This is a genomic window from Pantoea sp. X-Soil-YNGN-775, assembly GCF_059730575.1.
Window position 1 is genome coordinate 4,083,701 of record NZ_AP035945.1, and the last position, 13,123, is coordinate 4,096,823.

6 protein-coding genes, 4 tRNA genes, 3 rRNA genes and 1 riboswitch are annotated in these 13,123 nt (G+C 54.0%); of the genes, 3 read left to right on the forward strand and 10 right to left on the reverse strand.

Annotated elements, in window-relative coordinates; all coding sequences use genetic code 11:
• Window positions 1–83: 83 nt before the first annotated feature.
• On the forward strand, window positions 84–1,604 hold the full coding sequence (locus AC6I8I_RS19200; RefSeq protein ID WP_497828200.1) for a YifB family Mg chelatase-like AAA ATPase: 1,521 nt from the start codon (window positions 84–86) through the stop codon (window positions 1,602–1,604).
• Between the two features lie 25 nt (window positions 1,605–1,629).
• On the opposite strand, the gene AC6I8I_RS19205 is transcribed toward AC6I8I_RS19200, so the two are convergent.
• Window positions 1,630–1,968, reverse strand: coding sequence for a MaoP family protein (locus AC6I8I_RS19205; RefSeq protein WP_094121630.1), 339 nt, complete (start codon window positions 1,966–1,968; stop codon window positions 1,630–1,632).
• A 120-nt stretch (window positions 1,969–2,088) separates the two neighbouring features.
• On the opposite strand from AC6I8I_RS19205, the gene hdfR reads away from it, so the two are divergent.
• Complete coding sequence (gene hdfR, locus AC6I8I_RS19210) at window positions 2,089–2,922, forward strand: HTH-type transcriptional regulator HdfR (RefSeq protein ID WP_312054117.1); 834 nt, start codon at window positions 2,089–2,091, stop codon at window positions 2,920–2,922.
• A gap of 119 nt (window positions 2,923–3,041) precedes the next feature.
• Here the strand turns inward: hdfR and AC6I8I_RS19215 are convergent.
• From AC6I8I_RS19215 to btuB, 9 genes are all read right to left on the reverse strand, one after another.
• Window positions 3,042–3,117 (reverse strand) — tRNA-Trp (locus AC6I8I_RS19215).
• 8 nt (window positions 3,118–3,125) lie between these two features.
• Window positions 3,126–3,202, reverse strand: a tRNA-Asp gene (locus tag AC6I8I_RS19220).
• 75 nt (window positions 3,203–3,277) lie between these two features.
• Window positions 3,278–3,393 (reverse strand): 5S ribosomal RNA (gene rrf, locus AC6I8I_RS19225).
• Between the two features lie 129 nt (window positions 3,394–3,522).
• Window positions 3,523–6,428 (reverse strand): 23S ribosomal RNA (locus AC6I8I_RS19230).
• A 210-nt stretch (window positions 6,429–6,638) separates the two neighbouring features.
• Window positions 6,639–6,714, reverse strand: a tRNA-Ala gene (locus tag AC6I8I_RS19235).
• Between the two features lie 146 nt (window positions 6,715–6,860).
• Window positions 6,861–6,937, reverse strand: a tRNA-Ile gene (locus AC6I8I_RS19240).
• A gap of 73 nt (window positions 6,938–7,010) precedes the next feature.
• Window positions 7,011–8,552: ribosomal RNA gene (locus tag AC6I8I_RS19245) — 16S ribosomal RNA — on the reverse strand.
• The 16S, 23S and 5S rRNA genes sit together here with 4 tRNA genes alongside, the layout of an rRNA operon.
• Window positions 8,553–8,955: 403 nt before the next feature.
• Window positions 8,956–9,807 (reverse strand): glutamate racemase, encoded by an 852-nt coding sequence (gene murI, locus AC6I8I_RS19250; RefSeq protein WP_312760531.1) that lies wholly within the window; start codon window positions 9,805–9,807, stop codon window positions 8,956–8,958.
• The gene (gene btuB, locus AC6I8I_RS19255; protein WP_497828201.1) at window positions 9,752–11,632 is read right to left on the reverse strand and encodes a TonB-dependent vitamin B12 receptor BtuB; all 1,881 of its coding nucleotides are present in this window, start codon (window positions 11,630–11,632) and stop codon (window positions 9,752–9,754) included. Before btuB ends, murI begins: the two co-directional genes overlap by 56 nt.
• A 70-nt stretch (window positions 11,633–11,702) precedes the next feature.
• Window positions 11,703–11,885, reverse strand: a riboswitch (cobalamin riboswitch).
• Window positions 11,886–11,995: 110 nt separating this feature from the next.
• Here btuB and trmA point away from each other — a divergent pair.
• Entirely contained in the window at window positions 11,996–13,099 is a 1,104-nt protein-coding gene (trmA, locus tag AC6I8I_RS19260) for a tRNA (uridine(54)-C5)-methyltransferase TrmA (protein WP_312057266.1), read from the forward strand.
• The last annotated feature ends 24 nt before the right edge of the window (window positions 13,100–13,123 follow it).

Here is a 13,123-nt window from a genome sequence, read left to right on the forward strand (position 1 = left end):
CTGTGCTTCACCCCGCAACAGGCCGATCAGGCTTTCGCTTTTCTTTTTGACTGACCGCAGACTGGCAGCCTTAAGGAGCGAGTATGTCATTATCAAAAGTCCTGACCCGCGCTGCATTGGGGGTAAACGCCCCCCTGGTGACTATCGAAGCACATATCAGCAATGGTCTGCCCGCGCTGACGCTGGTCGGCCTGCCAGAGACTACGGTAAAAGAGGCGCGTGAGCGGGTACGCAGCGCCATCATCAATAGCGGGTTTGTGTTTCCGGCTAAAAGGGTCACCATCAACCTGGCGCCGGCGGATTTACCGAAAGAAGGCGGACGCTATGACCTGCCGATGGCGATTGCCATTCTGGTTGCCTCTGAACAGCTTCCTGCGGACAAGCTGACCCGCTATGAGTTTCTGGGTGAGCTTGCCCTTGATGGCGCGCTCTGTCGTGTTCAGGGCGCGATTCCTGCGGCGATGGTGGCGATGCAGGCCGGGCGACAACTGGTGCTCTCAAGCGAAAACCAGTCCGATGTCGGACTGATTCGTCAGGATGCATCACTGATTGCTTCGCATCTCAGTGAGGTGTGCGCCTTTTTGCATAATCAACTCGTGCTGCCGGTCGCCGCCTATCCTGACGACCAGAATGAAGCGCATGGCGACGATATGGCTGACATTATTGGACAGCAGCAGGGTCGCAGAGCGTTAGAGATTACCGCCGCGGGTGGGCATAACCTGTTGCTGATTGGCCCGCCCGGCACCGGCAAAACCATGCTGGCGACCCGGCTACCAGGTATTATGCCGCCCTTAAGCGATCAGGAAGCACTGGAGTGTGCGGCGATCGCCAGCCTGGTCAACAGCCATCTTTCACATCGACAGTGGCGCACAAGGCCGTTCAGGTCGCCTCATCACAGCGCCTCACTCTATGCTCTGATTGGCGGCGGCTCGTTACCGCGGCCCGGTGAAATCTCTCTGGCACATAATGGTGTGCTGTTTTTAGATGAATTACCGGAATTTGATCGCAGGGTACTCGACTCACTGCGCGAACCGATAGAATCGGGGCTGATTGCCATTTCCCGTGCCCGGGCAAAAGTGACCTACCCGGCGCGGTTTCAGCTGATTGCCGCGATGAATCCCAGTCCCACCGGACATTATCAGGGGCAACACAATCGCTGCTCACCCCAGCAGGTACTGCGTTATCTCAGTAAATTGTCGGGGCCTTTTCTTGATCGCTTTGATCTCTCGCTGGAAGTTCCGCTGCTGCCCAGCGGGATGCTGCGTCAACAACGCCGGACAGCAGAAGGATCGGCGACAGTACGTCAGCGGGTCGTCGCTGCACGCGCGATCCAGCTGGCGCGCGCAGGCAAGATTAATGCTCATTTGAACAACGCAGAAATTCTGCGCTGGTGTCAGATTGGCAAAGAAGATGCTGAATGGCTGGAGTCGGTGCTGGAGAAGCTGGGGTTATCGGTCCGGGCATGGCAGCGAATTTTGAAAGTGTCTCGTACGCTGGCCGATCTGGCGGGAGAAACAACAATAAACCGTACCCATTTACAGGAGGCAGTTAGCTATCGCAGCATTGACCGGTTAATGATCCATCTGCATAACAGCCTGCAATAAAAAAAGGGGCATAAGCCCCTTTTTATTAGTCGTCGCTGTCGCTGAAATCTTCGACAGTATCCATCTGCGGTTTCCCGCCAGACAGAGTGTGAAAACGCTTCGGACGCTTGATGCGTGTAATGTATTTGGTCCATACACGCTCAGCTTCTGTTTGCGGCTCACGCTGACCACGACACACTTCGATAAATAACCGTTCTTCTTCTGTTGCAGGTTCACGCTTTGATAAATCAAGCTCATTAAAGGCGAAACCGTGGCGTTCAAGAAGCTGGGCTTCTTTAATCGTAAAATCACCGTGACGTGAAAAACCACGTGGGTAATGTTTGTTATCAAAGAAACGATTTTCGGTTAAGAAGCTTTCCGCCATGTTACACGCTCCTGATTCTATTAAGCCTTACTATTTATGGCGCGGAGTATTAGATAGGCTTGACAGAGTGTAAAACAAAACATTTAAATCTATACGACAAACAATTTTTGGGAGAACGCTGTGGATACGGAATTACTGAAGACTTTCCTGGAAGTGAGCCGCACACGCCATTTCGGGCGTGCTGCGGAAGCACTTTACCTTACGCAATCTGCTGTCAGTTTTCGCATCCGTCAGCTGGAAAATCAGCTTGGTGTTAATCTTTTTACCAGACACCGCAACAACATACGGTTGACGGCAGCAGGCGAACGGCTATTGCCGTATGCCGAGAGTCTGATGAGCACCTGGCTGATGGCTAAGAAGGAGGTCTCCCACACTCAGCAGCATCATGAGCTGTCAATTGGTGCCAGTGCTTCGCTCTGGGAGGCTTATCTCACTCCGTGGCTGCAGACGCTGTATGAGAACCGGGAGAGCCTGCATTTAGAAGCACGTGTGGCACAGCGTCATTTGCTGGTTAAGCAGCTGCATGAGCGTCAGCTGGATCTGCTGATCACCACAGAAGCCCCTAAAATGGATGAGCTGACCAGCCAGCAGATTGGCCATATCTCACTGGCGTTGTTTTGCGCGCGCCAGAGTGAGAAACGTGAGAAGTATGACTATATTAAGCTGGAATGGGGTGCCGATTTTCATCAGCATGAGAGCTATCTCTCGGGCGGGGATGACGTGCCGGTTCTGACCACGACATCGGCGCATGTGACACGAGAGCTGTTACACACCACCGGCGCCTGCGCCTTTCTGCCTGACTTCTGGCATGGCCTTTACAGTGAACTGATGGTTATTCCCGATACGCCGGTCGCGGTACGCCCGCTGTATGCCGTCTGGTTACAGAACAGCGATCAGCAAGCGCATATTCGTCAGCTGCTGAAGTTTCCGGTTCTGGTGAGGCAAAACAACTGAATTAACAGCAGGAAGGTGGGATAAATACGCGTCAAAAGCCAGTGCATTTTAGCTGGTTTTTTGTTTTGGGCTTTTTACAGGCAAAAAAAAATCCTTTGCCGAAGCAAAGGATCGTTTTCTGGCAGGGGCGGAGGGACTCGAACCCCCAACACCCGGTTTTGGAGACCGGTGCTCTACCAATTGAACTACGCCCCTAAATAGGGTGGCGGAACGGACGGGGCTCGAACCCGCGACCCCCTGCGTGACAGGCAGGTATTCTAACCAACTGAACTACCGCTCCACCGATTCTTTCACAGCTATCAGCTACTGGCTGATACCCGTCTGTTCCTGCTGCTTTCCTTGTCAGGGGAAAAGGAACAAATAGTTCCCTACTCTCGCATGGGGAGACCCCACACTACCATCGGCGCTACGGCGTTTCACTTCTGAGTTCGGCATGGGGTCAGGTGGGACCACCGCGCTACAGCCGCCAGGCAAATCTTGGTGCACGGAACGAATCTTTTACGTCATGACCGTGCGCCATGCCGCAGAATCCTTCGTTCCCGCTAATTTTTATCCGTCACAAGCTGAAAATCTGTCCCTCAAAAACGCCTCTGGCGTTGTAAGGTTAAGCCTCACGGGTCATTAGTACCGGTTAGCTCAACGCATCGCTGCGCTTACACATCCGGCCTATCAACGTCGTCGTCTTCAACGTCCCTTCAGGACCCTTAAAGGGTCAGGGAGAACTCATCTCGGGGCAAGTTTCGTGCTTAGATGCTTTCAGCACTTATCTTTTCCGCACTTAGCTACCGGGCAATGCCATTGGCATGACAACCCGAACACCAGTGGTGCGTTCACTCCGGTCCTCTCGTACTAGGAGCAACCCCCCTCAATTCTCCAGCGCCCACGGCAGATAGGGACCGAACTGTCTCACGACGTTCTAAACCCAGCTCGCGTACCACTTTAAACGGCGAACAGCCGTACCCTTGGGACCTACTTCAGCCCCAGGATGTGATGAGCCGACATCGAGGTGCCAAACACCGCCGTCGATATGAACTCTTGGGCGGTATCAGCCTGTTATCCCCGGAGTACCTTTTATCCGTTGAGCGATGGCCCTTCCATTCAGAACCACCGGATCACTATGACCTGCTTTCGCACCTGCTCGAGCCGTCACTCTCGCAGTCAAGCCAGCTTATGCCATTGCACTAACCTCACGATGTCCGACCGTGATTAGCTGACCTTCGTGCTCCTCCGTTACGCTTTAGGAGGAGACCGCCCCAGTCAAACTACCCACCAGACACTGTCCGCACCCCGGATCACGGGGCCACGTTAGAACATCAAACATTAAAGGGTGGTATTTCAAGGTTGGCTCCACGCGGACTGGCGTCTGCGCTTCAAAGCCTCCCACCTATCCTACACATCAAGGCTCAATGTTCAGTGTCAAGCTGTAGTAAAGGTTCACGGGGTCTTTCCGTCTTGCCGCGGGTACACTGCATCTTCACAGCGAGTTCAATTTCACTGAGTCTCGGGTGGAGACAGCCTGGCCATCATTACGCCATTCGTGCAGGTCGGAACTTACCCGACAAGGAATTTCGCTACCTTAGGACCGTTATAGTTACGGCCGCCGTTTACCGGGGCTTCGATCAAGAGCTTCTCCTTGCGGATAACCCCATCAATTAACCTTCCGGCACCGGGCAGGCGTCACACCGTATACGTCCACTTTCGTGTTTGCACAGTGCTGTGTTTTTAATAAACAGTTGCAGCCAGCTGGTATCTTCGACTGGCTTCGGCTCGGGGAGCAAGTCCCTCCACCTACGCGCCAGCGTGCCTTCTCCCGAAGTTACGGCACCATTTTGCCTAGTTCCTTCACCCGAGTTCTCTCAAGCGCCTTGGTATTCTCTACCTGACCACCTGTGTCGGTTTGGGGTACGATTTTGTGTTACCTGATGCTTAGAGGCTTTTCCTGGAAGCAGGGCATTTATCACTTCAGCACCGTAGTGCCTCGTCGTCACGCCTCAGTGTAAAGTGAACCGGATTTGCCTGGAACACACACCTACACGCTTAAACCGGGACAACCGTCGCCCGGCTGATATAGCCTTCTCCGTCCCCCCTTCGCAGTAACACCAAGTACAGGAATATTAACCTGTTTCCCATCGACTACGCCTTTCGGCCTCGCCTTAGGGGTCGACTCACCCTGCTCCGATTAACGTTGAACAGGAACCCTTGGTCTTCCGGCGAGCGGGCTTTTCACCCGCTTTATCGTTACTTATGTCAGCATTCGCACTTCTGATACCTCCAGCAGCCCTCACAGGCCACCTTCGACGGCTTACAGAACGCTCCCCTACCCAACAACACATAGTGTCGCTGCCGCAGCTTCGGTGCATGGTTTAGCCCCGTTACATCTTCCGCGCAGGCCGACTCGACCAGTGAGCTATTACGCTTTCTTTAAATGATGGCTGCTTCTAAGCCAACATCCTGGCTGTCTGTGCCTTCCCACATCGTTTCCCACTTAACCATGACTTTGGGACCTTAGCTGGCGGTCTGGGTTGTTTCCCTCTTCACGACGGACGTTAGCACCCGCCGTGTGTCTCCCGTGATAACATTCTTCGGTATTCGCAGTTTGCATCGGGTTGGTAAGCCGGGATGGCCCCCTAGCCGAAACAGTGCTCTACCCCCGAAGATGAGTTCACGAGGCGCTACCTAAATAGCTTTCGGGGAGAACCAGCTATCTCCCGGTTTGATTGGCCTTTCACCCCCAGCCACAGGTCATCCGCTAATTTTTCAACATTAGTCGGTTCGGTCCTCCAGTTAGTGTTACCCAACCTTCAACCTGCCCATGGCTAGATCACCGGGTTTCGGGTCTATACCCTGCAACTTAACGCCCAGTTAAGACTCGGTTTCCCTGCGGCTCCCCTATACGGTTAACCTTGCTACAGAATATAAGTCGCTGACCCATTATACAAAAGGTACGCAGTCACCCCCATAAAGAAGGCTCCCACTGCTTGTACGTACACGGTTTCAGGTTCTGTTTCACTCCCCTCGCCGGGGTTCTTTTCGCCTTTCCCTCACGGTACTGGTTCACTATCGGTCAGTCAGGAGTATTTAGCCTTGGAGGATGGTCCCCCCATATTCAGACAGGATACCACGTGTCCCGCCTTACTCATCGAGCTCACAGCCTGTGTGTTTTTGTGTACGGGAGTATCACCCTGTACCCTGCGACTTTCCAGACGCTTCCACTAACACACAAGCTGATTCAGGCTCTGGGCTGCTCCCCGTTCGCTCGCCGCTACTGGGGGAATCTCGGTTGATTTCTTTTCCTCGGGGTACTTAGATGTTTCAGTTCCCCCGGTTCGCCTTGCAGCACTATGTATTCATGCTGCAATGATGCACTGAGTGCACCGGGTTTCCCCATTCGGACATCGACGGCTGTAGCGGTTCATATCACCTTACCGTCGCTTTACGCAGATTAGCACGTCCTTCATCGCCTCTGACTGCCAGGGCATCCACCGTGTACGCTTAGTCGCTTAACCTCACAACCCACAGGCGTTTTTCAACGCTGCGTGCTGCAAGCATTTGAGAGACTCGAACGCATCGCCTTGTTATTCCTTATTACGGAGGAATAACGCGCTGCGTCGTTTCAATTTTCAGCTTGTTCCGGATTGTTAAAGAGCATAATACTTCGCAGCACACCGTTGCCGGTACGCTCTGAAGTATTTTTCAGAAAAAACAGTAAAACGGTATGGTGGAGCTAAGCGGGATCGAACCGCTGACCTCCTGCGTGCAAGGCAGGCGCTCTCCCAGCTGAGCTATAGCCCCATACAGTTACTGCAGAGACCACTACTACCACTCAACCGAGTAAACATCCTTGCGTTAAGGATGCAATTTCTTTTCAGGCAAGGCATGCGTAAGGGACGTTTACTTGGGTAAACGACCGCGCGCATAACGCAGCATGAGAAGAAATTTGGTAGGCCTGAGTGGACTTGAACCACCGACCTCACCCTTATCAGGGGTGCGCTCTAACCACCTGAGCTACAAGCCTGTAGAGGTTTTTTCTGCTCGTTACTTTTTATCAGACAATCTGTGTGAGCACTGCGCGGGAAGGTATCTTCAGGTAAGGAGGTGATCCAACCGCAGGTTCCCCTACGGTTACCTTGTTACGACTTCACCCCAGTCATGAATCACAAAGTGGTAAGCGCCCTCCCGAAGGTTAAGCTACCTACTTCTTTTGCAACCCACTCCCATGGTGTGACGGGCGGTGTGTACAAGGCCCGGGAACGTATTCACCGTGGCATTCTGATCCACGATTACTAGCGATTCCGACTTCACGGAGTCGAGTTGCAGACTCCGATCCGGACTACGACGCACTTTGTGAGGTCCGCTTGCTCTCGCGAGGTCGCTTCTCTTTGTATGCGCCATTGTAGCACGTGTGTAGCCCTACTCGTAAGGGCCATGATGACTTGACGTCATCCCCACCTTCCTCCGGTTTATCACCGGCAGTCTCCTTTGAGTTCCCGACCGAATCGCTGGCAACAAAGGATAAGGGTTGCGCTCGTTGCGGGACTTAACCCAACATTTCACAACACGAGCTGACGACAGCCATGCAGCACCTGTCTCAGCGTTCCCGAAGGCACCAAGGCATCTCTGCCAAGTTCGCTGGATGTCAAGAGTAGGTAAGGTTCTTCGCGTTGCATCGAATTAAACCACATGCTCCACCGCTTGTGCGGGCCCCCGTCAATTCATTTGAGTTTTAACCTTGCGGCCGTACTCCCCAGGCGGTCGACTTAACGCGTTAGCTCCGGAAGCCACTCCTCAAGGGAACAACCTCCAAGTCGACATCGTTTACGGCGTGGACTACCAGGGTATCTAATCCTGTTTGCTCCCCACGCTTTCGCACCTGAGCGTCAGTCTTCGTCCAGGGGGCCGCCTTCGCCACCGGTATTCCTCCAGATCTCTACGCATTTCACCGCTACACCTGGAATTCTACCCCCCTCTACGAGACTCAAGCCTGCCAGTTTCAAATGCAGTTCCCAGGTTAAGCCCGGGGATTTCACATCTGACTTAACAGACCGCCTGCGTGCGCTTTACGCCCAGTAATTCCGATTAACGCTTGCACCCTCCGTATTACCGCGGCTGCTGGCACGGAGTTAGCCGGTGCTTCTTCTGCGGGTAACGTCAATCGACGCGGTTATTAACCGCATCGCCTTCCTCCCCGCTGAAAGTACTTTACAACCCGAAGGCCTTCTTCATACACGCGGCATGGCTGCATCAGGCTTGCGCCCATTGTGCAATATTCCCCACTGCTGCCTCCCGTAGGAGTCTGGACCGTGTCTCAGTTCCAGTGTGGCTGGTCATCCTCTCAGACCAGCTAGGGATCGTCGCCTAGGTGGGCCATTACCCCGCCTACTAGCTAATCCCATCTGGGTTCATCCGATAGTGAGAGGCCCGAAGGTCCCCCTCTTTGGTCTTGCGACGTTATGCGGTATTAGCCACCGTTTCCAGTGGTTATCCCCCTCTATCGGGCAGATCCCCAGACATTACTCACCCGTCCGCCACTCGTCACCCAAGGAGCAAGCTCCTCTGTGCTACCGTCCGACTTGCATGTGTTAGGCCTGCCGCCAGCGTTCAATCTGAGCCATGATCAAACTCTTCAATTTAAGTTTGATTTGCTTAAACAAGTTAAGCGGTGCTCATCTGTAAAACGTCATAATGAATTTCATTATGTGTTCACTCGTGAGACTTGATATTTTTTACGTCCGGAGACGCTGATATCAATCCTGCGAGTGCCCACACAGATTGTCTGATAAATTGTTAAAGAGCAGTGCGAGCAGCGGGTTAACCGTCTGTCGCGAGGTGGCGTATATTACGCTTTCCTCCTTCAGAGTCAACTTCTTTTTCAGAAGCTTTTCTCCGGCGGCGCAGTCTCCTGTGCCTGCTGACCCGTCTCTCCGTAAGCCGGTGTTCCGTGTCAGTGGAGGCGCATTATAGGGAGTTTCCGGAGGCTGACAAGTGCTAATTTCAAATAAAATTCTGAGTGCTGATTTTTTCAACTAAAAGCCGTCAAACTGCCAGTTTTTCCAGCAATGGGAAGCCATAACGCTGTAGAACGGGTAATAACTGAACAGCTTCTCCATCCAGTTCGGTACAAAATGCCACATTTTGTTGCGAAGAACGCACTTCGGGCGCTTCGTGTTCCAGTAGCCATACCGTACGGCGCGCTATCGCCGCACCTGAATCAATCAGGCGGGTACCTTCCGGTAATACCTGCTGCAGCTCGTCACGCAATAAAGGAAAGTGGGTACAGCCCAACACCACAGTATCCGGCGGCTCCGCCATGCGCAGCCACGGCTGAACAATCCGGCGTACGGCTTCCAGCGCAACCTCTGCACCATGCAACTTGGCTTCTGCCAGTTCCACCAGCTCCGCCGAGCCCAGCATTTCGATGTTGCAGGCACCCGCAAACTGCGCCACCAGTTCGTGAGTATAAGGACGACGCACCGTCGCGCGCGTCGCCAGCAGGCCCACCACGCCATTACGCGTCATACGCGCCGCCGGTTTAATCGCCGGCACTACCCCGACCACCGGAAAAGCAAAGCGCTCACGCAACGCCGGCAGGGAGACGGTGCTGGCCGTATTACAGGCGATGATCACTAAAGAGAGCGGATAACGCTGGGTAATGGCATCAACAATCGCCACCACGCGTTCCACAATAAAGGTTTCGCTTTTCTCGCCATAGGGAAAGCCGGCGTTATCGAAGGCGTAAAGATAGTGAAGATCCGGCAGCAGTTGCCGGACCTCATCATAGACGGAAAGCCCACCGACGCCGGAGTCGAATACCAGCACGGTGGGTCGCAAATCAGAAGCTGTAGCTGCCGCTGAGGTAATATTCTCGTCCTGGGGTTTGATAGCCATACACTGTCTCGTAATCTTTATCGAACAGGTTGGCAATTCTACCACGAACCGTGAGTTGTGAAGTGAGCGGATATGAGACCGCCACATCCCACAGGCTGACACCGCCCAGCTTCACCCGACGGCTGGGGGAGCTGTTGAAGTCGGTATCATAACGATCGCCCAGATAGTGATACGTCACTGACCAGTCGAACTCATACAGCGTCCAGTCGAGTTGATACTTCACCTGCTGTTTAGCCCGACGGATTAGCGGCTGATTGGTGCTGCCATCACGAGCATCGACATAATCGTAAGAGAGCTGGTGCGCCAGCGGCCCGGTATCAAATGAAGCGGTCGCTTCCACACCTTTAATACGCGCCTGCTTAATGTTGTAGTAGCGATAGGTCGCCGGGTCGCTATCAATCAGGTTATCAATGTCATTTCGATAGCCGGAAATCCGCCAGTTAAGCGGCCCGGTCAGACCTTCAAACCCGCCTTCCCACTGCTTACTTTTTTCCGGATCGAGATCGCGGTTACCATAAAAAGGACTGTAAACCTGAGAGAGGTTCGGTGCCTTAAACGCGGTACCGTAAGAGGCAAAAGCGCGATACCCGGAGATAAATTCCCAGGCAGCTGCCGTCTGCCAGGTGTTATGCCAGCCAAACTGGTTGTTATCGTCACCGCGTACCGCACCTTCAAGCGTCACGCTGCCAAACTGCTGCTGGCCGGTCAGATAAAATCCGGTGTTACGCTGTTCATAACTGTCTGCCAGATAGTTGGTCCCCGGTTGCGTCGTCTCTTTCTGCCAGTCAACCCCGGCGCTGATGGCGCCCTGCCCAATCTGCACGCTGTTGCCCCATTGCAGATTGTATTGGGTCACGTCGTCGAAAGTCGACGCCGCCCCGTAGCGTCCGTTGCGCGGATCGTAATTGATGTCTTTGGTACGCCCATAGCTGGCAATAAGCTGGGTCGAATAGACATCATGATTGAAGCGCAAACCCGTGTCCCAGGTCTGGCTATACAGCTGACGGGTATCAGCCAGGCCGATAATGTTGCTGTAGCTGGCATCATAACTATCTGACCCGTCGTAGGCGGTACGGTTATCAAAACCGTATCCACGCACAAAGCCGCTGAGTTCATCACTGAACTGATGCTCCAGATTGCCGTACAGGGTTTTGCTCATGAACCCATCGCGATCATGCTGTGCCGGACCATACGCGTTGGGATAACCGGCCACCACGTCATACCCTTTGGTATAGGTATAGTTACCGGCGAGGGTCAGCCTGGTCGCGTCGCTCAACTTCTGCTGGGTGGAACCCTCGTATGATTGATAACCGTTGGACCCGACGCCAGCCGACAGAGTGGTGCCCGGTTGCGCACGGCCTGTAATGATATTGACCACGCCGCCTATCGCATCCGAACCGTAGACTGCCGAACGCGCGCCGCGGATATATTCAATGCGTTGCACCAGCGAAAGCGGAATCTGGCTGAGGTCGGATGATCCGGTAATGCCGGCCTGGTTGAGCCGGATACCATCGATCAGAATCAGCACGTGCCGGGACTCAGTGCCGCGGATAAACAGCGAGCTTTGCTGTCCTATGCCGCCGCTTTGGGTGATATCGACGCCGGGCAGGCGGCGCATCACATCCGTCAGGCTTTTGGCTTGCCAGCGGTCAATCTCGTTACGCGTCACCACCGTGACAGGGGCCAGCACGCTGGATACCGGCTGAGCGAAACGATTGGCAGTTACTATTTGCGTATCATCATTCCCCTGAGCAAAACCGTTTTGTGCCCAGAGAGAAACCGCCGTTGCACTAAAGGCGAACAGCGATGCGGTCGTTTTAGTCATTTTTTAATCGCATCCAAAAGACAAAGCAGGATGCCGCAGGCATACAATCAATAGCACGCGATGATTGTACGAGTAGCGACGTACACCGGCAGGTCTTCGGGCTGGGAACCATAAGTGGTGATGACTTCCCATCCCGCAGGACAGTGTCTGCAATTGCACTCACCACGACATTCCTTACCGCTGCGCGTCAGCTCCAGATTCACACTGGATTCCCTATTATCTCGGGCTTGAGGCCGGCGAACGCAGTCTACGGAGTGGCACTACGGAAGTCCAGACTTCCAAACTTCTTATCGCTGCGGGACTGGACATCAGCAAGTGAATCCCTACAATCGCCCGCTGGTAAGCTATTAATCAGGACGGAACATGACACCCGAACATCTCCCTATTGAACAATATGACGCGCAACTGGCGGAAAAAGTCAGTCGTTTAGCGACGATGATGACGCCGTTTGCTGCGCCCGAGGTGGAGGTGTTCCGTTCACCGGTCAGCCACTATCGCATGCGTGCAGAGTTCCGCCTGTGGCACGATGGCGATGACATCTATCACATCATCTTTGATCAGCAGACCCGCGAGCGGATCCGCGTCGATCAATTCCCTGCCGCCAGTGAATTGATCAACCAGCTGATGCCCAAAATGATCGCGGCGATCCGCGACAATCGTACACTGCGCCATAAGCTGTTTCAGATTGACTATCTGTCGACCCTGAGCAATCAGATTGTTATCTCGCTGCTCTACCACCGTAAGCTGGATGACGCGTGGCAGCTGGCCGCCAGCGAACTGCGCGATCAACTGCGCGCAGAAGGCCTGGATGTGCAGCTGATTGGCCGCGCCACCAAAACCAAAATCTGCCTCGATCGGGATTATGTGGATGAACGTCTGCCGGTGGCGGGACGTGAGATGATCTATCGTCAGGTTGAGAACAGCTTTACCCAGCCAAACGCAGCGATGAATATTCAGATGCTGGAGTGGGCGCTGGATGTCACCCAGGGTTCGCAGGGTGACCTGCTGGAACTTTACTGCGGCAACGGCAACTTCTCACTGGCGCTGGCGCGTAATTTCCGCCGGGTGCTGGCGACCGAAATTGCCAAACCGTCGGTGGCGTCGGCGCAGTACAACATCGCCGCTAACCAGATTGATAATGTGCAAATCATCCGTATGGCCGCCGAAGAGTTCACCCAGGCGATGACCGGCGTGCGCCGTTTCAATCGGCTGGAAGGGATTGATCTGACCAGCTATGAATGTGAGACCATCTTTGTTGATCCGCCGCGCAGTGGACTGGATGATGAGACGGTGAAGATGGTGCAGGCTTACCCGCGCATCCTTTACATCTCCTGCAATCCGCAAACGCTGAGTGAAAATTTGCAGACGCTGTCGCAGACGCATGACGTAACGCGACTGGCGCTGTTCGATCAGTTCCCTTATACCCACCATATGGAATGCGGCGTACTCCTGACGCGCAAAGCCTGAAAAAAACGGGAACCCTGAGGTTCC

Bases quoted from the DNA above. Each gene is read 5' to 3' on its own strand.
- btuB (WP_497828201.1), bottom strand. From the start codon at position 11,632: ATGACTAAAACGACCGCATCGCTGTTCGCCTTTAGTGCAACGGCGGTT.
- murI (WP_312760531.1), bottom strand. From the start codon at position 9,807: ATGGCTATCAAACCCCAGGACGAGAATATTACCTCAGCGGCAGCTACA.
- trmA (WP_312057266.1), top strand. From the start codon at position 11,996: ATGACACCCGAACATCTCCCTATTGAACAATATGACGCGCAACTGGCG.
- AC6I8I_RS19205 (WP_094121630.1), bottom strand. From the start codon at position 1,968: ATGGCGGAAAGCTTCTTAACCGAAAATCGTTTCTTTGATAACAAACAT.
- AC6I8I_RS19200 (WP_497828200.1), top strand. From the start codon at position 84: ATGTCATTATCAAAAGTCCTGACCCGCGCTGCATTGGGGGTAAACGCC.